At 55.0% G+C, this 20663-nt stretch carries 21 protein-coding genes; 1 reads left to right on the forward strand and 20 read right to left on the reverse strand.

What is annotated here, in order from left to right; genetic code table 11:
* Positions 1–97: 97 nt before the first annotated feature.
* The 13 genes from ruvB to glgA form a co-directional block, all read right to left on the reverse strand.
* The gene (gene ruvB / locus ACWNMW_RS06295; protein ID WP_314212612.1) at positions 98–1132 is read right to left on the reverse strand and encodes a Holliday junction branch migration DNA helicase RuvB; all 1035 of its coding nucleotides are present in this window, start codon (positions 1130–1132) and stop codon (positions 98–100) included.
* The gene (ruvA, locus tag ACWNMW_RS06300) at positions 1122–1715 is read right to left on the reverse strand and encodes a Holliday junction branch migration protein RuvA (protein ID WP_034503484.1); all 594 of its coding nucleotides are present in this window, start codon (positions 1713–1715) and stop codon (positions 1122–1124) included. Before ruvA ends, ruvB begins: the two co-directional genes overlap by 11 nt.
* Before the next feature lie 43 nt (positions 1716–1758).
* On the reverse strand, positions 1759–2388 hold the full coding sequence (ruvC, locus tag ACWNMW_RS06305) for a crossover junction endodeoxyribonuclease RuvC (RefSeq protein ID WP_449490386.1): 630 nt from the start codon (positions 2386–2388) through the stop codon (positions 1759–1761).
* Positions 2389–2390: 2 nt separating this feature from the next.
* A complete protein-coding gene (pdxT, locus tag ACWNMW_RS06310; protein WP_299060714.1) occupies positions 2391–2987 on the reverse strand; it encodes a pyridoxal 5'-phosphate synthase glutaminase subunit PdxT in 597 nt (198 codons plus the stop codon).
* On the reverse strand, positions 2981–3883 hold the full coding sequence (gene pdxS / locus ACWNMW_RS06315; protein WP_449490387.1) for a pyridoxal 5'-phosphate synthase lyase subunit PdxS: 903 nt from the start codon (positions 3881–3883) through the stop codon (positions 2981–2983). The genes pdxT and pdxS overlap by 7 nt, the downstream gene beginning before the upstream one ends.
* Before the next feature lie 3 nt (positions 3884–3886).
* Positions 3887–4648 carry a YebC/PmpR family DNA-binding transcriptional regulator gene (locus tag ACWNMW_RS06320; RefSeq protein ID WP_034503495.1) on the reverse strand — a complete coding sequence of 254 codons (762 nt, stop codon included), beginning with the start codon at positions 4646–4648 and terminating at the stop codon, positions 3887–3889.
* Positions 4649–5071: 423 nt separating this feature from the next.
* On the reverse strand, positions 5072–5734 hold the full coding sequence (locus tag ACWNMW_RS06325) for a histidine phosphatase family protein (RefSeq protein ID WP_449490388.1): 663 nt from the start codon (positions 5732–5734) through the stop codon (positions 5072–5074).
* A 15-nt stretch (positions 5735–5749) separates the two neighbouring features.
* Positions 5750–8704, reverse strand: coding sequence for a bifunctional [glutamine synthetase] adenylyltransferase/[glutamine synthetase]-adenylyl-L-tyrosine phosphorylase (locus ACWNMW_RS06330; protein WP_449490389.1), 2955 nt, complete (start codon positions 8702–8704; stop codon positions 5750–5752).
* Positions 8701–10038 (reverse strand): glutamine synthetase family protein, encoded by a 1338-nt coding sequence (locus ACWNMW_RS06335; protein ID WP_034503504.1) that lies wholly within the window; start codon positions 10036–10038, stop codon positions 8701–8703. Before ACWNMW_RS06335 ends, ACWNMW_RS06330 begins: the two co-directional genes overlap by 4 nt.
* 9 nt (positions 10039–10047) lie before the next feature.
* A complete protein-coding gene (locus ACWNMW_RS06340; protein WP_034503507.1) occupies positions 10048–11001 on the reverse strand; it encodes an SPFH domain-containing protein in 954 nt (317 codons plus the stop codon).
* Between the two features lie 31 nt (positions 11002–11032).
* Complete coding sequence (locus tag ACWNMW_RS06345) at positions 11033–11473, reverse strand: NfeD family protein (protein WP_034503510.1); 441 nt, start codon at positions 11471–11473, stop codon at positions 11033–11035.
* A gap of 28 nt (positions 11474–11501) precedes the next feature.
* Positions 11502–12290, reverse strand: a complete 789-nt coding sequence (locus tag ACWNMW_RS06350) for an ABC transporter ATP-binding protein (RefSeq protein ID WP_449490390.1) — start codon at positions 12288–12290, stop codon at positions 11502–11504.
* 52 nt (positions 12291–12342) lie between these two features.
* Positions 12343–13554, reverse strand: a complete 1212-nt coding sequence (gene glgA / locus ACWNMW_RS06355; RefSeq protein ID WP_034503516.1) for a glycogen synthase — start codon at positions 13552–13554, stop codon at positions 12343–12345.
* Between the two features lie 118 nt (positions 13555–13672).
* Between glgA and ACWNMW_RS06360 the strand changes: the two genes are divergently transcribed.
* Positions 13673–14911: a glucose-1-phosphate adenylyltransferase gene (locus ACWNMW_RS06360; RefSeq protein WP_034503520.1), complete on the forward strand. Its 1239-nt coding sequence runs from the start codon at positions 13673–13675 to the stop codon at positions 14909–14911.
* Positions 14912–14968: 57 nt separating this feature from the next.
* Here ACWNMW_RS06360 and ACWNMW_RS06365 read toward each other — a convergent pair whose 3' ends face one another.
* From ACWNMW_RS06365 to ACWNMW_RS06395, 7 genes are read right to left on the reverse strand one after another with little or no spacing between them, the layout of a single operon-like run.
* Positions 14969–15484, reverse strand: a complete 516-nt coding sequence (locus ACWNMW_RS06365; protein ID WP_072455876.1) for an NUDIX hydrolase — start codon at positions 15482–15484, stop codon at positions 14969–14971.
* Positions 15481–16749 (reverse strand): PrsW family intramembrane metalloprotease, encoded by a 1269-nt coding sequence (locus ACWNMW_RS06370; RefSeq protein WP_034503527.1) that lies wholly within the window; start codon positions 16747–16749, stop codon positions 15481–15483. The genes ACWNMW_RS06365 and ACWNMW_RS06370 overlap by 4 nt, the downstream gene beginning before the upstream one ends.
* Positions 16750–17376, reverse strand: a complete 627-nt coding sequence (locus ACWNMW_RS06375; RefSeq protein WP_449490391.1) for a hypothetical protein — start codon at positions 17374–17376, stop codon at positions 16750–16752. It abuts the gene before it with no gap.
* Positions 17369–18547 (reverse strand): glycosyltransferase family 4 protein, encoded by a 1179-nt coding sequence (locus ACWNMW_RS06380; protein WP_295893996.1) that lies wholly within the window; start codon positions 18545–18547, stop codon positions 17369–17371. The genes ACWNMW_RS06375 and ACWNMW_RS06380 overlap by 8 nt, the downstream gene beginning before the upstream one ends.
* Entirely contained in the window at positions 18548–19471 is a 924-nt protein-coding gene (locus ACWNMW_RS06385; RefSeq protein ID WP_449490392.1) for an LpxL/LpxP family acyltransferase, read from the reverse strand. It abuts the gene before it with no gap.
* Positions 19468–20097: a phosphatidylinositol phosphate synthase gene (pgsA, locus tag ACWNMW_RS06390; protein WP_034503535.1), complete on the reverse strand. Its 630-nt coding sequence runs from the start codon at positions 20095–20097 to the stop codon at positions 19468–19470. The genes ACWNMW_RS06385 and pgsA overlap by 4 nt, the downstream gene beginning before the upstream one ends.
* Positions 20097–20660, reverse strand: coding sequence for an HIT family protein (locus tag ACWNMW_RS06395; protein WP_034503537.1), 564 nt, complete (start codon positions 20658–20660; stop codon positions 20097–20099). The genes pgsA and ACWNMW_RS06395 overlap by 1 nt, the downstream gene beginning before the upstream one ends.
* Positions 20661–20663: the final 3 nt, after the last annotated feature.

A 20663-nucleotide genomic window follows, 5' to 3' on the forward strand; every position in this document is an offset into this window, starting at 1 on the left:
GTCTTTCTTCTAGGGGCAGATACGCACGATAACTATCCGCATACAGTCTAATAGCTACGCTTGGTTTTCGGTGACATACCGTCCGGGTTCACAAAAATCACTCAAAAAGCGTCGATTCAGGCGGCGGAGTAAGCCCTAAGTGTTTCCAAGCCTTCGCCGTCGCCATGCGCCCGCGTGTCGTCCGCAAAATGAAGCCTTCACGCACCAAATAGGGCTCCGCAACCGTCTCGACAGTTTCTGCTTCTTCTCCAACCGTGACAGCCAAAGTGGTCAGTCCCACTGGTCCCCCGGCAAAACGACGGCACATCGCATCCAAAACGGCGCGGTCAAGTCGGTCCAAACCAAAGGCATCAACTTCAAAAAGCTCGAGAGCTCCCCGAGCGGCCTCAAGAGTGAGTTGCCCATTTCCACGTACCTGCGCAAAATCGACGACTCGCCGCAGTAGACGGTTTGCGATACGGGGAGTGCCTCGAGAGCGTGAGGCAATTTCATGGGCAGCCTGTGCATCGATGGGTGTAGCGAGAAGATCAGCAGAACGCTTCACGACCATCTCTAGGTCTTCAGTCGAATAAAACTCCAGATGTGCCGTAAAGCCGAAACGATCGCGAAGAGGCGCCGGCAAAAGCCCCGATCGCGTCGTTGCTCCGACGACAGTGAAGGGGGGAAGGGTCAAAGGAATTGAGGTTGCCCCGGGTCCCTTTCCTACCACCACGTCAACGCGGAAGTCTTCCATCGCCAGGTAGAGCATTTCCTCGGCTGTGCGCGCAAGACGATGGATTTCGTCAATAAAGAGGACATCGCCTTCTTGAAGGCCGGACAAAATCGCCGCAAGGTCACCGGCATGTTGGATAGCGGGACCAGAAGTCAGTCGCAGTGAGGTTCCCATCTCCGCTGCAATAATCATGGCTAGGGTCGTTTTTCCTAGCCCGGGAGGGCCAGCAAGAAGCACATGGTCAGCGCTCGCACCTCGTGCACGAGCTGCGTCGAGCACCAGTTGAAGCTGATCACGCACGACACTTTGACCAACAAACTCACTGAGACGCTTGGGACGAAGCGCAGCCTCGGCAGCCCTCTCAAGTTCTCCAGCATCCGGAGCAACAATGTTGATCGAGGGCTCAAATTCATCGGCCATTAGCGCCTCCCAGCTTCATGAGTGCAGCCCGCAAAAGATCGGAAGCGTTAAGCCCGTTTCCACCGAGCTCAGACAGGACGCTCTCCGCCTTTGTTTCATTCCATCCAAGCCCGATGAGCGCGGCCTTCACTTCTGCTTCAACCACCCCGGCTGAGGGGGCCGAGGCCTCGGGAAGCTGCGCGGGAAGGCCAAGTTTGTCGCCCAATTCGACGAGCATTCGCGAGGCGACTTTCTTTCCAACTCCCGGAATGCGCGAAAGCGTTGCAGTATCTTGATCAGCAACGGCTCGGCGCAGATCATTCGGGCTGAAGACAGACAGAGCGGCTAGTCCAATTCGAGGTCCAATTCCGGTCACAGACATAAGGATTTCAAAGACTTTTCGTTCTTCTTCGGTCTTAAAACCATAGAGAGTCAATGCGTCTTCGCGAACAATTAAGTGGGTGTAGAGCTCAACCTCATCGCCCTTGTGCAACTCGCTTGCCAAGGGCGGAACAATGAAGACCTTAAAGCCAAGTCCCCCGTAGACCACGACAACATCGTCGACGCCAACTTGCGCCACTGTGCCGAGAACTCTGGAAATCATGACTTCACCTCAAATCGATGGGACCGAACATACGTACGATACCCTAGCTGCGCCGCCGCCTGGGATCGACCGCGCCGGTGCGGCGCTGAGCCGCTTGCGCTTGTGCCCACATTTCTTGTGCGGGAGTCAGCTGTCCGCGCGCAGAGAGCTTTCCTGAAGAGGAAACTGCAACCGTCGAATCCGATCGAGCTCCAAGAAGTCCGGTCCCCCGCCACGCATGGCAGATCGCTATCGCGAGGGAGTCCGCAGCATCTGCAGGCTTGGGCGGCTTATCTAATCCGAGAATACGAGCAACCATATGCTGGACTTGCGCTTTGTCGGCATTGCCGTTTCCCGTGACGGCACTTTTCACTTCGGATGGAGTATGGATCGCCATCGGCAGCCCCGCGCGCCCCGCTGCAGCAAGGGCTACGCCCATAACCTGCATTGTTGTCGAAACGGAACGCAAATTGTCTTGCGCAAAAACCTGCTCGATGGCAACCACCTCAGGATGGTAGAGCCCAATGACGCGATCAATCGCATCGGCGATCTTCGCCAATCGAAAATGTTGAGCAAGCTCATTTGACGAACGCGCAACGCCAACGAAAACCATCGAGGCACGACGAGTCGCATCGACGTCTACAACGCCGAGTCCACACCGCGTAATACCTGGGTCTATACCCAATACCCGCATCTTCAGGCTTCTCCGCGGATCATCCGTACGAAAAGGTCATGGAATCGTGAGTCTGAGCCGATCTCTGGATGGAAAGAGGTTGCCATGGCCTGGCCGCTGCGAACAGCAACAATGGGGCCATCAGGCAGATTCCCCGCGCGGGCAAGAACCTTCACGTCATTGCCGACCGACTCAACCCAGGGAGCACGGATAAAGACCGCCGGGAAAGGCGCGCCTTCAATCCCGTCGATGAAAAGATCTTCTTCGTACGAATCGACCTGCCGCCCGAAAGCATTGCGGCGCACAACCATATCGATCGCAGCAAAGGAACGCTGGTCGTCTCGACCGTCAAGGATATGCGTAGCGAGCATAATCATTCCCGCGCAGGTCCCGTAAACGGGCATCCCCTCCGCGATTTTCTTCGATAGCGGATCGAAGAGGCCGAAAGACAGAAGCAGATTCGACATGGTCGTCGATTCCCCGCCGGGAATAACGAGGCCGTCGACAGCGTCTAGTTCACTTTGACGTCGCACAAGGACAGCGCGGGCGCCGGATTCTTCCAGCGCCCGCACATGTTCTGCGACATCGCCCTGAAGGGCAAGGATGCCGACCGTTACCATCCGCGTTCAGCCAATCGATGGTCGACGGGAAGATCGTCAACGTTGATACCCACCATTGCCTCACCGAGGCCTCGGGAAACCTCAGCAATCACGGCGGGATCATCGTAGAAGGTCGTTGCCTTGACGATTGCAGCCGCACGCTTCGCGGGACTGCCGGACTTAAAGATGCCGGAGCCCACGAAAACGCCTTCTGCGCCGAGCTGCATCATCATTGCAGCGTCCGCGGGAGTAGCAATACCACCAGCGGTGAAAAGAACCACGGGAAGGCGTCCTTCACGAGCAACCTCAGCGACCAGCTCATAGGGAGCCTGCAGTTCCTTCGCGGCAACGTAGAGTTCGTCTTCAGGCAGTGAGGTGAGACGGCGAATTTCGTCGCGGATCTTACGCATATGCGTGGTCGCGTTCGATACATCGCCGGTGCCGGCCTCGCCCTTGGAGCGAATCATCGCGGCGCCCTCGTTGATGCGACGAAGAGCCTCGCCAAGATTGGTCGCACCACAGACGAAGGGAACGGTGAAGTTCCACTTGTCGATGTGGTGGGAGTAATCCGCAGGGGTCAAAACTTCTGACTCGTCGATGTAGTCGACGCCCAAAGACTGAAGAACCTGAGCTTCGACAAAGTGGCCGATGCGAGCCTTTGCCATGACCGGGATCGAAACGGCATTGATGATGCCGTCGATGAGATCCGGGTCAGACATGCGGGCAACGCCACCTTGAGCGCGGATATCAGCGGGAACGCGCTCAAGTGCCATAACGGCGACTGCGCCAGCGTCCTCGGCAATCTTTGCCTGCTCAGGAGTAACGACGTCCATGATGACGCCGCCCTTGAGCATCTGAGCCATGCCCCGCTTCACCTGCGGAGTTCCGACCTCGCGTGTGGTCGTCTGCTCAGTCATCCTTTACTCCTCTTCTTCCAGCTGGGCGCGCACCTCGTCGGAAAGAGACATATTCGTGTAGATGTTCTGCACGTCGTCTGAGTCTTCGAGTGCATCGATCAGCTTGTTGACCTTAAGAGCGCCTTCGAGGTCAAGTTCAACCTCGGTAGAGGCAACGAATTGAGTTTCGGCCGAATCGTAGTCAATACCGGCTTCCTGCAGCGCAGTGCGGACCGCAACGACATCACTGGGATCACACTCGATGACAAAACCCTCACCGAGGTCTTCAACTTCCTCTGCTCCAGCGTCAAGAACAACTTCCATCAGTCGGTCTTCATCAACGCCCTCAGCGGCAGGAACCTCAATGACGCCGCGCCTTGAGAAGAGATAGGAAACAGATCCGGGATCGGCAAGAGAACCGCCCTGACGCGTGAAACCAAGGCGAACATCGGATGCTGCACGGTTACGGTTATCGGTCAAGCACTCCACGAGGAAAGCAACACCATTGGGGCCGTAGCCTTCATACATGATGGTCTCGTAGTTTGCGCCGCCTGCTTCTGCACCCGAGCCGCGCTTGATGGCGCGCTCGATGTTGTCTGCGGGAACAGAGTTCTTCTTCGCCTTTTGAATAGCGTCGAAAAGGGTGGGGTTACCGGCAGGATCGCCACCACCTGTACGAGCAGCAACTTCAATGTTCTTAATGAGTCGTGCGAAGAGCTTACCGCGCTTGGCGTCAATCGCCGCCTTCTTGTGCTTGGTAGTCGCCCACTTAGAGTGTCCCGACATTACTTCTCCCTTTTGGGCTGGATTAATACTGTGTCAGTCTACAGCGCATCTACAAACTTCCCCACCGGGCACGCGTTTTATGGGACAATGCCACAGATCTGTCAGTGGACTTGCACTGCGAAACAGACGCATCATCGTGGGAGGATTCGCCATGGCTTTGGGACACGGTATTGAGCACGCGGTGTGCTCAACGCGAGAGTGTGAGAATCCCGCGGAATTTCTCATTGAGTGGTCGAATCCTAAAATTCACACCGGCCGCACGAAAAAGTGGCTCGCGTGCGCAGATCACAGGCAGTTCCTCATCGACTATCTCAGATACAGAAATTTCCCTTACGAAGTCAGCGATTTCTCTGACTCCCCGATGCCTTCAGATTCCCCAACCCGCGAAGAGTAATTGCCGAGGCCGTGGAGGGGTTGCGCGCCTTAGCCCAGTTGATGCCCGTCCCAGCTCAATGCCTTCAGATTGGCAACTTCACCGACTCCCAGCTGACGAAACTCCTGAATACTGGCCTCAAAAACCGCCATTCCGGTATTTGACATGAACTGGGTGGGGCTCACACCCAGGCGAATGTCTTCGCTCAGCACGGCGGAAAGAACTCGGATTAACCCGCCGTGCGCCACAATGCCGCCTACTCCCTCGTCTCCCCCGGAGAGGTAAGCACGCTCCATGACATCACGGATAATCGGCACGACGCGACCAAGAAATTCGTATCCGTCTTCTGCCCCAGGCATGCGATGAGCAAAGTTGGCGTTCATCCATGCATAGCAGGCTTCAACATAAACACGGATCGCGACCGGGGAAGACGACATCTCAAAGTCCCCTGCAGAGACCTCCCGGATCTGCGCGCTCACCTGGGGTTTGACACCATAGCGTTCACAAAGGGGCGCTGCGGTCTGCCGCGTCCTCGTCATTGCTGAAACTGTGAGGGCATCGAGGCGATCTCCAACTTCCTTGGAGAAGCGTTCGCTCAGCGATTGGGCTTGTGATTGCCCGAGGTCTGTCAGGGGAAGTCCGGGAAGCCGCGTATCCAATGCCGCCGAGAGATTGGCTGCTGTTTGTCCGTGCCGAATAAGTACTAACTTCACGCGTTTTCTCTTCTCCTAGGTGATATCCCAGAACAGTTTCTCAAAAAGCGTGCGGACTTTGCGTGAGGCGGCCAGCCACTGATCAATCATCTGGGAGCGACTCTCACGCGAATATCCCATGAGCATTGCCAAAGCAACGAGTTGATCAGCATTCGATGGCAGGACATCATTCTTGGAAGCCGATGGGCCTGTTGCGATTACTTTCAAGCGTCGAAGACGCTGTGCCATCGTCCATGTTGATTCGATGAGATTGTAGGATTGAGAAGATAGATGTCCGTCTTTACACAATGCATCAAGGGCAGATTTGGTTGAAGCAACTCGAAGAGAAGGATCGTCATATCCCCATTGCAGTTGGAAGAGCTCCACGAGCCATTGGATATCCGATAGGGCACCTGGCCCGAGCTTTACATGCATTCGCGGATCGATTCCACCGGGAATTCGTTCGCGTTCAACGCGCACCTTCATGAGCTGAATTTCTTGTCTCTCTGCAGCGCTCAGAGAACTCGAATAACAGTAATCTTGGACGAACTCCCATAAACGATGTGCGTTCGGCCCACCTGCAAGGGGACGAAGGCGCACGAGCATTTGTTTTTCCCAGCTTTGCGCCCATTTCTGGTAATAATCAATGTAGGAATCGCAGCTGCGAACTAAGGCGCCGTTCTTTCCTTCCGGACGCAAGTTGAAATCAAGGGCCACAGTAAGTGCCCTGCTGGGACGCGCGAGCAGTTGCTTAAGTCGAGTCAAAAGAGTGTGAGCTACACTCGCCTCTTCACTACTGGCCTCGTCATTCATGATTGCGATGACATCAAGGTCAGAGGTGTACGTTAATTCTTGCGCACCGTAGCTCCCCAGAGCACACAGCTCTAGGCCGTGCACCCCACACTCATCTGCTTCCCGTTCGATCAGTGTTTCAAGCGAGGATTGAAGGCAAACATCCGCGATACTCGAGAGCGCTTCACCGATGCCCGAAGTGTTCCCTGTAACTTCCCGCAAGGCGATTCGAAGTACTTCTCGAGTCCGAATTAAACGGATTTTTTCGACAGCGTCCTCGGTGCTGGCCGCGCGCCTTGCGGTTGCAAGCATCTGTCCGCGAAGGGTTTCTTGAGATGGAGTCTCCAGTAACTCTGGCGAATCAAGCCAGGACACCGCCTCGGGAAAGAGACGAAGAAGCGCACCAAGCCACTCGGAAGCAGAAAGAACTCGACACAGCTGCGACGCAGCGAAATCACTGTCTCGCAAAAGCGCCAAATACCAGTGCGAGTCGCCGATTTCTTCGGAAAGCACACGAAAGTTCAATAAACCCATGTCGGGGTTTGCCCCATCGGCAATCCACGATAAAAGCACTGGAAGCAAGTGGCGTTGAATCATCGCACGTCTGCTGGTTCCCGTGCTCAAAGATTGAATGTGCCCCATAGCGCTACGTGGGTCCAGATAACCGAGTGCCCGCAAACGTTCCATAGCCTGTTGCGGATCCAAACGGATCAGGTCATCATCGGCCTGCGCGCTGGCTGCAATGATCGGCCTGAAGAAGACAGAATGATGAAGAGCGCGTACATGTCGGCGAAGTGAACGCAAATGCTCGTGAAGATCATGCGTGCTTGTATCAGTGCCATATAAAGATCGCACAAGGCGCTCAAGTTGAGATTGAGAATGCGGAAGATTATGCGTCCGATGCATACGCAATAGTTGCGAGCGATGTTCCAGAGTACGCAGATAGGCATAGCTCTCGCGCAAGCTTGCTGCGTCGCTGCGGGCAATGTATCCCTCGGCGCTCAGTGCTTCGAGCGCATCTAGGGTTGAGGCTTGGCGAATACGCTCATCGTTTCTGCCGTGGACCAGTTGCAAAAATTGAACAGAAAATTCGATATCGCGCAATCCGCCGACGCCGAGTTTGAGTTCTTGATCCCGATTCTTTTCTGGAACGGAACGCTCGACCTGCAGGCGCATACTGCGAACTTCATCAACAAATCCCTCACGCGCAGACGCCTCCCAAATGAAGGGAGAGGCAAGCCGTAGAAATTCCTCGCCTGTGCGTTGGTCCCCCGCGCAGGGACGCGCTTTAAGAAGAGCCTGAAACTCCCAGTTCTGAGCCCAACGTTTCCAATAGCTTTGGAATGAATCGAGGGTACGCACGAGCGCACCATCGCGCCCTTCTGGACGAAGATTTGCGTCTAAACTCCACAGGGGTGCTTCACTGGCCGGACTTGAGCACACTGCGTTGATGATATTGGCCATCTTGGTCGCACGTTCAAGCATTTCAGCGCTTTGTGACTCTCCCCCGTTTTGCTGAGCGGGAAAATCACCGAGGACGTACATGACGTCAACGTCGGAAATATAGTTGAGTTCCTGTCCCCCCGTTTTCCCCATTGCAATGACACATAGAGGGATCTGCCTGCACCTGTCTTCAAGACATTGCGCGATGTAGAGAGCAGCTTCAAGGGCTGCATCTGCGAGATCTGAAATCCGACGAGCAACTGATTGGAAATGCTGCGGAGCACAGGGATCTGGGGACAAGAGATCGTCGGCAACGATCTCAAAGAGTGCGCGCCGATAAGCGCTACGCATGGCGCACGCCGCAAAGCTCCACGCGTTTGAGTCTTCGCCTGCGCAATCTTCTTCCCAACCCTGCGGAAGTACCTGGCGCAGATACTCAACTATCCCGAGGCCGCTTGGCGGTGGCGGCATCGTCAAAAAATCGGGGTGCTGTAGGAGGTAGTCACCCCACCACGAGGAAAAGCCTACGACCGCGGCAAATCGACACGCGGCCTCGGCATCAGAATTCAAGGCCTCGATGAGTTGCGGACACTGATCAGCAGCACGCGCGCACACGAGCGCGAATTGTTCGATATCCGCGCACTTTTCAAGAGCATGGCCAAGATCTTCAATAAGCAGACCACTCTCGTCGAGAAGCGCACGGACGCGCTCGGGTTGATGTACTCCCCAGCGACGAAGATCCTGGTCAGAGATCATCCATTGACCTTAAGGAATTGCCGCAATTCCCCGGGGGTAATCTGACGACGGTATTCGCGCCACTCACTCTCTTTTTCACGCAAAACGTGCTCAAAAACCTGCTCACCCAAAGTTTCAGCGACGAGTTCTGATTCGCGCATCGCACGCAAAGCATCAGAAAGAGACGAAGGCAGCGGGTGAATTCCCAAAATCTGTCGCTCGGTATCACTGAGCTGCCAGACATTGTCTTCGGCCTCGTCGGCAAGTGACATTTTCTTCTCGATGCCATCAAGTCCGGCCCTAATAAGTACAGCGAAGGCAAGATAGGGGTTGGCAGCTGGATCGAGGCCTCGGAATTCAATGCGCGCACTGGTGGTCTTCGTGGGCTTATATGCCGGAACGCGAACGAGTGCCGAGCGATTATTGTGTCCCCAGCAGATGAAGGAAGGCGCTTCTCCCACGCCCCACAATCGCTTATAGGAATTCACGTGTTGGTTGGTAATTGCTGCAATCTCACGCGCGTGGTGAAGCAAGCCAGCGATGAAATAGCGCCCAATTTCGGAAAGCTGGTAGCGTCCCGAAGGATCGTAGAAGGCGTTCTCATCACCTTCGAAAAGCGAGAGGTGCGTGTGCATTCCCGAACCTTGCTGATCGGCAAAAGGCTTGGGCATAAAGGTTGCGAGCATTCCCTCCGAGAGTGCGACCTCTTCGATGAGGGTCTTCGCCGTCATAATGTTGTCAGCAGCGCGCAGCGCGTCAACCGCACGCAAATCCACCTCATTTTGTCCAGGACCCGCTTCATGATGTGAGAACTCAACTTGAATTCCCGTATCTTCCAGGGCATGAACAATCTTGCGGCGAAAATCGTTGGATAGCCCGCGCGTGACATGGTCGAAATAGCCAGCCTGGTCAACGGGTTCGAGGTGGTTGATATCCACGGGCTGGCGTAAAAGATAGAACTCGATCTCTGGATGCGCAAAAACCGAGAACCCCATCTCCGAGGCGCGCTGAACCGCGCGTTCGAGCGCGCCTCGGGGATCGGCGGGAGAGGGCAGCCCATCGGGAGTCAGAACATCGCAGAACATTCTTCCGTGGACGTCGCCCTCACCTTTGTTATGTAACCGTTGGAAGGTTGCAGCATCAGGACGTAAAAGCATGTCGGATTCGTAGACACGAGTCAGTCCTTCGATTGAAGAACCATCGAATCCGATCCCTTCAGCAAATGCCTCTTCGAGTTCTCCCGGGTCGATGGCGACCGATTTAAGAACTCCTGCGACATCCGTGAACCATAAACGAATCAGACGAATGTCTTCTTGAGCAACGCTACGAAGGACTTGTTCCTGATGCTGTTTCATCTGTCTTCCTTAGGAACGACCGAAGCCCTTTGAGATCGCGTCAAGGGCACCGGTGAGATCTGAGGGCAGCACCCACAGTTTCGAGGCTTGACCATTTGCAATACGGGGCAGCATCTCCAGGTACTTGTAGGAGAGCAGTTCCGGCGTAGCCTGTCCCTGGTTAATGGCCGTAAACACGACAGAGATGGCCTCCGCCTCGCCCTGTGCACGCAGGATCTGTGCCTGGCGAGCACCTTCAGCCTGGAGGATGAGGGCTTCCTTCTCACCCCGAGCCTGCAGCACTTGCGCTTCCTGCTGTGCCGAGGCCGCGAGGACGGCAGCCTGCTTTGCACCTTCAGCCTTCTTGATCTGCGCTTCACGCTCTGCTTCAGCAGTCAAAATCGTTGCACGCTTCGTACGCTCAGCAGTAATCTGCTGCACCATAGCGGACAAGACGTTCGGCGGCGGTTCAATCGACTTGAGTTCAACGCGTGTCACGCGAATACCCCAGGGGCCGGTTGCCTCGTCAAGAACACCACGGAGTTGCTTGTTAATCGATTCGCGGCTGGTCTGGGTTTCTTCCAGGTCCAAGGAGCCGATGAGATTACGCAGGGTTGTCGCGGTGAGCTGTTCGATCGCCTGGAGGAAGTTAGCAACCTCGTAGGTCGCGCTCCGAGGATCAGTGATCTGGAAGTAGATCACAGAGTCGATCTCGACCATAGCCTGGTCTGCAGTAATGACCGACTGTGAGGGGAAGTTCACCACCTGTTCACGCAGGTCGATTCGCGCTGCAACACGATCAACAAAAGGCACCAGAAGGTGAAAACCGCCGTGTAGAACTGAGCGGAAACGACCGAGGCGTTCAACAACGAAAGCCTCAGACTGGGGAACAATTCGGACGGCTCTCAGCAGCGAAATTGCTACAAAGAGGACGAAGACTACTGCGACGATCGCAACTACGGATCCGAGAAAATCGTCTGCCATAATCCACACTCCTTTCTTGGAAATATTTTGATTAATTCAATGGCTGATTTGTCAGTGGACGAACAACCGCGGTTGCGCCTTCAATAGCGACAACCTCAATTTGAGTACCCACGGGGATAAGCTCGCCTGTGCTCCGTGCGCTCCATTCGCCTCCGGAGAATTGAATGCGACCATCGCGTTCCCCCACGAGTTGTGTCACGTAGCCGCTCTTTCCGATCAGCGCATCCGCATTCGTTCGAACGTCATCACCCGAACGTTGGATACGTCCTTTCATGAGCGGGCGCATGACGATGAGCAAGAGAAGCGAAACCACAACGAAAACTACGACTTGCGCAATGAGGCCACCACCGAAAAATGCGGTAATCGCCGCAGCAACGGCTCCAATGGCGAACATCAGGAACACGAAAGTAATGCTGAGAACTTCAATGATTCCAAGGAGTAGGGCTGCCAGCAGCCACATCCACCACGTCATTTTGTTGCTCCTTCCAGTCAGCTAGTACTCAACGAGGTAGGCCGCGCGCAAACCAGCGACCGTGGTCATTTTCTACGCTCAGCGCCAGTTCAAAGGCTTCAGATAGAACTCGTCCGGTTAGGACTTCCTCAACAGGGCCAGCGGCAAAGACTTCACCGGCTTTCATAACCAGTGCGTGTGTAATCCCCTGAGGAATCTCTTCGAGGTGATGCGTCACCAAGACGACCTGAGGGGCAGCGCGGCCAGAGATGATCTCGGCCATTGCAGCAATGAGCAATTCTCGCGCACCCAAATCGAGTCCCGCCGCGGGCTCGTCGAGAATCAAAACTTCTGGATCCGACATCAGTCCGCGGGCAAGGACAATTCTTTGCCTTTCCCCCTCGGAAAGAGTATGGAATGGGCGATCTTCAAGTTGGGCAACGCTGAAGAGAGCGAGCAGATCACGTGCGCGCGCGGTATCGACGTCTTCGTATTCCTCGCCAAAAGGCGATAAAACGCCCCATGCGGCAGATCGAACAACATCAATCACTCGCGTACTTGGACGCAGCCGTTGTGTACTCGAAAGAGATACCAAAGAGCAACGAGCTGCCAGTTCCTGGGGTTGGCATGATTCGAGTGGAACACCATCAAAACATGCGTGCCCAGAAGATGGCGCAACTTTTCCGCTGGCGACGCGAACAAGGGATGTTTTCCCTGCCCCGTTTGCCCCCAGAACTACCCATTGTTCTTGGCGCGAGGTACGCCAAGAAACTTCACGAAGAATCTCGGTCTCGCCACGGGTCAAGCTGACATCATTGAGCTCAATCACGGTATCCATTGTTTCAGTATCTCGCAGGATATACAGTGTGTCTTTTCCAAATCAATCAGGCTCAGTGAACGAGTTGTTTATAGAGTTCAACCGTCTTTTCACCGATTGCATCCCACGAGAAATGTTCCCGCGCACGCACAAGCCCAGCATGTCCCATTTCGCGAGCTCTTTCGGGCGAAGCCAAGACTTGAATCAAACGCTCAGCCATATCATGCTCGAAAGCTTCCGGGTTAAGGGGAGTTCCGGTCCCATCGTGTAGTTGCTCGATCGGGACAAGGTATCCCGTCTCTCCATCAACAATGACATCGGGGATACCTCCCGTTGCGGTTCCCACGACGGGCAAGCCGACGGCCATAGCTTCAAGGTTGACGATTCCAAGAGGTTCATAGACCGAGGGAGTGACAAAAACAGTCGCACAGTCCAAGAGTGCGATGAGGTCGGCGCGCGGAAGCATTTCTGAAATCAAAATGACACCATTGCGAGTGGCTTGAAGCTCTGCAACGAGTCCTTCAACTTCGGCTGCAATCTGTGGGGTATCGGGAGCTCCAGCACACAAAATGACCTGAACGTCGTCAGGAAGCAAACGCGCAGCGCGCAAGAAGTACGGGAGTCCCTTTTGGCGAGTAATGCGACCAACAAAGATCACCGACGGCCGCTTGGGATCCACTCCCCACTGGGCCAAGACCTTCGCCTGATGTTCCTTTTCTTCCGGCGTTGTGGGCACATGCCACTGCGACAGATCAATTCCGTTGTGGATCACGTGCACACGATCGGGATCAACCGCAGGATAAGCGCGCAAAATGTCTTCACGCATTCCGTGCGATACAGCAACCACCCCAGCTGCGGCCTCGTAGGCGGAACGCTCAATGAAAGAAGACACGCGGTAACCGCCACCGAGCTGTTCAGCTTTCCACGGACGCAAAGGCTCAAGGGAATGTGCGGTAATCACATGCGGAATGTCATTCAATAAAGCCGAAATATGTCCGGCAAAATTTGCATACCACGTATGAGAATGCACAAGGTCAGCGCCAACCGTCTGGGCTGCGATTTCAAGATCAACTCCAAGAGTACGAAGCGCAGCATTTGCCTGTGCAAGTTGAGGCAGATCCTCGTAGCCGAAGACGCCTTTTTCTCCTTCGCGAGGACCATCAAAAGCCTGAACCCGCAGGTCGTCAACCCGAGGGCGAAGAACTTTGGCCAGTTCGGTAACGTGGACTCCCGCTCCCCCGTAGACATGTGGCGGGTATTCTCGGGTCAGCAAATCAACGCGCATGTGAGCTCCTTTGACGCACGGATGTCTCTAGCTTAGCGGAAATGTTGCGTGAACTATGTTCTTCGCCACGTTTTAAAATCGGCCACCAAAAGTGTGCGTTTACGCATACTCTTGTGTCATGGCTAAAAATCATGTTCTTGCGATCGTTCTAGCCGGAGGCGAGGGTAAACGGCTCATGCCCTTGACCATGGATCGGGCAAAGCCGGCCGTTCCCTTCGGTGGTCACTTCCGTCTCATCGATTTTTCTCTCTCGAATATGGTCAATTCGGGATACATGAAAATCGTCGTCCTGACTCAATACAAGTCACACTCGCTTGACCGCCACGTCACGCGAACTTGGTATACCTCTCCTCTCCTCGGTAACTTCATTGCACCTGTGCCCGCTCAGCAGCGTCGCGGCCCGCACTGGTACCTGGGAAGCGCCGACGCGATCTATCAGTCGCTCAACATCGTCGACGATGAAAATCCCGATTACATCGTGATTACAGGTGCCGACAATATCTACCGCATGGATTTCTCACAGATGGTCGAGCACCACATCGAGTCGGGTCTTCCTGCAACCGTGGCCGGTATCCGTCAGCCCATCGAGCTAGCGCCTTCTTTGGGTGTCATCGAAGGTAAGGACGGGCACGTCGATAAGTTTGTTGAGAAGCCGCAGAACCCGCAAGGTCTTCCCGATAACCCCAATCAGGTCCTTGCATCCATGGGTAACTATGTCTTCACAACGGCAGAACTCATTGCCGCGCTTCGTGAAGACGCAGAAGATCCTCTCTCCAAGCACGATATGGGTGGCAATATCATCCCTTGGTTCGTCGAGCGCGGTATGTGCGGCTACTACGACTTCAAGGATAATGACGTCCCCGGATCTACCGATCGTGACCGCGATTATTGGCGCGATGTTGGTACCCTGGATGCCTACTACGAGGCCAATATGGACCTCATTAGTGTTCACCCGGTCTTTAACCTGTACAACAGGGATTGGCCGACAATGACCCTCTTGGATGGCTCTCTGCCTCCTGCAAAGTTCGTTTATGGCGACGAGCATTCCCGCATGGGTCACGCTGTGGATTCCTTCGTCTCCCCCGGTGTGATTATCTCCGGCGGCGAGGTCTACCACTCGATCATTTCTCCCAACACCTACGTCCACTCGTGGGCACAGGTGACGGATTCGGTCATCATGAACGGCACCCGAGTGGGCCGTCATGCAATCGTTTCGAAGACGATTCTCGATAAGGGAGTTGTCGTCGAAGAGGGAGCGGTTGTCGGTGTTGACCTCGAGCACGACCTCGAACGTGGCTTCACAGTCACCGAATCGGGTATTACTGTCGTCCCCAAGGGAGTCGTCGTTACTCGCTAAGAGCTGCGCATGAGACGTTTACTGGCCTCCGAAGGTAATGTTCGGAGGCCAGTAAAGTTATTCGACGACGAGAGTCCTTCCATCCCAACCAGCAAGGCAGACGCGAATCAGTTCGATGAGCTGGGTTGGATAGAATTCATAGTCATTTGATTGAGCCTCAAAATCATGGATATCCCACCAGCGGTATTCATCAATGACGCGTTGTTCCTCTTCGGTCCAGCGGGAATCACTCAGTTGCTGGCGGTGCGTACGCGCATAAAAGATCTCTTCGTCTTGACGCGCAAGGACTGTTTCAAAATCAAAAACTGCACGGCGACGAGCGATAGGTCCGATCAATAATTCCGGGGCTAAGCGGATTCCAGTTTCTTCAAAAAGCTCGCGCGACGCACATTGTCGAGCGTTTTCTCCATCTTCGATTCCCCCGCCAACGGTGAACCACCACGAGCGCTCGGGATTGTCCGCGTCGTGGCCTCGGACCAGAAGCACACGGTCTTCTTCATCAAAAAGAATGACTCGCGCCGCACGTCTATGCGGGATTCCTTCCGCGTCCCGAGGCCAATTGTGCGCGCTCACGCCCCCACCTGGGCTGCCGTTTGGGACAGTTGCGTCAATGAGAGGAATCGACTCCGTTCCTGGATCGCTTTGTCGAGGAGGGCGCGGTCGTAAGCATCACGCCCGGGGTCCGGCCGGCGACGTTTTTCGCGATTCGCTTCATCGAGGCCAACGGCAGCAAGCGCGTTCAAGAACCGATCCATGGACTTGCGAGCTTCCGATCCGGATTTCGCGGCCCACTCAACCGCGTTCCGTCGTTGAGCGCGATCGCTCACCATACCCACTTCAACGGGCAGGACCCAGCCTCCGACGACATAGGGAATGAGGCCTCGCTGAATATTCGACAATTCTCGGGAGTATTGGATCAGAAGGAATACAAACCAGGCGACGAAAAGGGGCACTTCAAAGAACAGGTATGCAACATACCAGCTTCCTTGATCGTTCACGCTTGCAAGGAAATTCCAGAAGGCATGGAAGAAGACTGCGGTGAGGTATCCGAGAAATACGCGGATTGTGCTCCACAGCGGACCGTAGCAGCGAATAATCACCAAGGCGATAGCCATTCCCGTGAAAGAGGTTGCCATCGGGTGAACGAAAGGCGAAAGGATTCCACGGTTAAATACCGTCGAAGTCAACATCAAGCTGCCTGATGAACTGGACTTCAGGAAATACTGAATATTTTCAATAAATGCAAATCCGGCGCCGACGATACCACCGGTAATCAATCCGTCGAGCCGAGAATTAATTGAGTTTCTTCGGGCAACAATAAAGATGATGATGCCGAGGCCCTTGAAGAGTTCTTCGGCAAAAGGCGCGACGATCACAGCGACCAGCACCGTCGCTATATTCGCGTCGCCCAAAGTGCGTGCAAGATCAAGATTCAGGGTGGTATTGACGACAAGAGATGATGCCGTCGCAACACCTGCCCCCCAGATGAAGCACAAGAATTTTGCCTTCCAGCCTTCCCGTTCCCAATGATCGAGGTAATTCAAAACACCCAGAACAATTCCAAGCGGGATCAGGGCGAGAAGAGTCATCGTTGCAGCGGATACAACGCCTCCGGTGCCGACATATGTCGCCATGAGCACAATGACACCGAGGGTTCCCAGCAGCGTAAAGATAATTTCTAGATAAGGCAGGGTCTTCACTCGCTGCGGGATATGCCAACTCGGGGCAAGTTCAGGAGCAGGGTCTTCAGGCCGAATGAGTTCAGATTCCGTGGTTTTAATCTTCTTCAGACGGTAGTCCTCTCCCGGACCACCCCATCGCACCGTAGTATCACTCATTTAATAGCCAAGTCCATCTTCAAGGGTGTCATCATCAAAGTCGACGCTCACAGCATAGGGGGCATGCCCCGCCAAATGCGCCAGCCTGACCCAGGTACGCTCCCGAATTTTGCGTGTCTGGCTGACGTAGAGGTTATGCATTGAACGCGCTAATTGCACTTTGTACGATACCTGATCGAGCTGGTGAAGTTCGCGAGACCAGTAGGGATCGTTTTCCATCCTCTCGCGCACTTCAGTATTGATCGCACTTCGGAGCACACGTGAAAGCGCCGACTGCGCTTCAAGATAAGCCAATGACTGAGTTCGTGTTTCTTCGTCTGTTGCTGCTGCTTCAGTACTTCTTCTATCGAGGCCATCGGCGACTAGAGGAAGATCCTCACGCCGTACACATGCGCAAGCAGCCGAAGAAACCTCGGCCGATACCGCAGATGGCAAGTCCGGATACTCAGCAATCCTTTGCCCGTATCGTGCACGCTCATCGAGAAGCAAAGCGAGCGAATCCCGCGTCGTCAAAATACGCCAATGTAAACGATCCAGACGAGTCGCAAGAATCGCAGACTGGCGAATGACGAAGGCTAGGCAACCGACAGTCAGAATCGCGATAAGGAGCATGAGTGGGTTATTCACTGTCATCTCCCCCGTTTCGGCCCCGGAGCAAATCTAAAGCCGAAGGATCAGCAGGTTGTCCCTGAGCTGAGACCAAAACGGTCTGATAGAGAGCAAGAACCTGATCTGTCACGGTATCCCATCCATAGCGACGGCTTGCATTCAGGCCGCGTTGCGCAAGTGCACTACAGCGCTCAGAGTCCTTGAGCAGTGCAACGAGCTGGCGAGCAAGATCAGCGCTATCACCCGTTGCAAATAGCGCTCCTGATTCGCCTTGGTCAAGCACAGCGCGGAATGCCTCGAGATCAGAGGCAAGAACGGTACAGCCCGCCGCCATCGCCTCGACCAAAACGATCCCGAAAGACTCACCACCAGTCTGCGGCGCGACATAAACAGTCGCGCCTTTGAGAAGCGAGGCCTTATCTTCATCGCTCACTCCCCCGAGGAACTCGACTGAATCGCCAAAGCGCTCCAGTTGTGCTTGGAATTCGTGAGCACCGCCTCGCCCAGCGATCAAGAAACGAGCCCCGGGGATCTCCTGAAGGACCGCGCCGATTGCATCGGCGAAAACAGGAAGTCCCTTACGCGGTTCGTCCAAGCGTCCCAGGAACACAACAACCGGGCGATCGACCGTTGCAGCCCACTCTTCCTTAGGCTCAGCCTCGGCAAAAAAGCGGGTGTCGACACCGTTGGGAATGATCACAGCGTCGCCGCCGTGATGTTCTACAAGGGTGCGACGCGCCTCGGCAGAAACAGCAATTCGCGCGGCAAGCTTCTCAAGAAGCGGATCAAGAGCAGGAGAAGAAACTGAGCGCGAGAAAGAATAGTCCAGCGCCGCGTGGAATGTCCCAATGACAGGAACGGTTGCGGCTCGAAGAGCCAGCATCGAAATCGATGGAACCTCGGGTTCATGAACGTGAAGTACGTCGAAATCGCCTTCTTCAAGCCATTTCTTTGTTCGCGCATTCGCAATGGGGCTGAAAGAAAGACGCGCAACGGAACCATTGAAAGGAATAGCGACGGATGACCCAACCGCGGTGATCCACTCGGGTAAATCCGTTGTATTTTTCGCCGGGGTAAGAACCTTGACGTCGTGGCCGCGTTCAAGCAGTTCAAGGGCGAAATCGCGAATGTGGAATTGAACGCCGCCGGGAACGTCCCAGGAGTAGGGATTAACTATTCCGATCTTCACCTAGTGCCCCTTCTGCGCCGCGCGCTGACGCGCTCTCTCCAACCGCTCCGGATCTAAATCCTCAACAAAGACTGCTTGCATCATATGCCACTCGCGAATCCTACGTTGAAGAATCGGTGTTAACGCATTCACCCATCGCTGGGTCAGTTCGGGAACGTCGGGATCTTCGGTATCTGGATCGTAGAGGTTTTCGGTAATTTCCAAACGAACGAATTCTGGGCGGCCCGAATCATCGGCATCGGAGACAACCCCGGCAACCAAGGGTGCTCGTAGCGCGCGAGCAAGCGCCGCAGGACCGGCTGCGACAAGCGCTTTGCGGGAACCGAAGTCCACCTCGATCCCTGATCCGGAAATATCGCGATCCGCAAGAAGCGGGACAACGAGGCCTGCGCGTCCTTCAGCCCGATCACGAAGGGTGTGGAAGACGCTGTCCCCCGGCGACACACCGATAATTTCCATGCCAACATTGCTCCGCAGGTTGACGAAGGCATCGAAGAGTTCTGGTGGATTCAGTTTCTCTGCAACGGTAAGAATCCCCAGTCCCTGAGCACAAACCGCTGCGCCTACACGATCGAATGTCCCCGAATGCGCAAGAGCAAGCACGACCGGACCGGAGGAACTCAGTTCGATCAGCCCTTGGGCTTGACTTAAATCGACGCGGCTGCGCAGCGCTTCGCCGATGCGTCCGCCAAAACTAAGTTGTTCGACGTAGGCATTGACGTGTGAACGCACAGCTTCGCGCAACTGGACGCGCGAAATTGGGTGTCCTAATAAACGCTCATGGTTTGCGCGCATTCTTCGCACGCTCGAACCGTTGAGAAGACACATCAGATCCGCCGCGCGACGGCCAAGCCATCGGACGCATCCGAAAGGAAGATGTGGAACGACTTTAAACGCCCACACAAGGCCGCGACCCGACATCATGACTCCGTGGGTTGTTCAATGTGGCGAGCAGTGAAGTGCACGCGTTGAATAACGGTCACCAGAGAAGCGAAAGCAACCCAGCATAGACCTGCGGCAAAGAAGAAGACTGGAGCACCCCAGCCGTAAAGAGCGGCTCCCAATAAAGCAACAATCAATCGATCAGTACGCTCGGCAATCCCAACCTTGGCAATAACACCGACAGACTCTGCGCGCGCACGAGCATAGGGAACGGTCGCCGCGCCAACAATCGCAATCAGGCCCGCGATAATCGCCACTGTTCGAGTTGTCGAAGGCTCCATGGTAAAAACGGCAAAAGCAACAAGAGAAGCAAAAACAGCGCCATCGCCCAGGCGATCCATCGTCGAGTCAAGGAAAGCACCAAAAGGCGAAGAGGTCCCACTCATTCGTGCAAGGACTCCGTCAATAGAATCGCAAAATAGAACGACTCCTAACGCGAGCGCCCCCTGCCAGAGATAGCCCCTTGGCAAAGTAGAAACTGCAACCGCGATCGTGACGAGAGTCCCCGTAACGGTCACCATATTTGGTGTCACGTGTGCTGCCAGCAGAAGCCTGGCAAGCGGAGTGAAGATCGTTTTGGTAATTGAACGTCCGTGGTTTCCGAGCACTAGTTCTCCTGTGACGTTGGCCAAGCCGCCGCTAGACGCGCACGCGCGTCTTCAAGTAGTTCAGGCACAGCTTTCGTGCGCGCAATGATGGGGAAGAAGTTCGCGTCTCCTGCCCACCTGGGAACGACGTGTTGGTGGAGATGAGCAGCAATCCCCGCTCCCGCTACCTCGCCTTGGTTCATCCCCAAATTAAATCCAGCGGGGTTGGCGGTTTCGCGTTCCACTCGCATTGCCGTTGCGGTCAGGCGCCCCAATTCAATGCGTTCTTCATCGCTCAGCTGCGTGTAGTCAGAGACATGGCGATAGGGACAGACCAAGAGGTGCCCAGAGTTGTACGGGAAGAGATTCATCAAAACGAAGCACGTGTCCCCGCGATAAACGATGAGCCCTTCCTGGTCAGTGCGCGATGGCGCAGCACAAAAAGGACACTCTTCCGACGAGGAATCGGCGGGTTTGTGATCGCCATGTATGTAGGCCATCCGATACGGCGTCCACAAACGATCAAAACCGTCGGGAACACCAGCAAGTGCCCGTGAGTCCTCGGTCGGAAGAGTGTCACTCATTGT

This window comes from Actinomyces sp. Marseille-QA0893 (assembly GCF_976954355.1).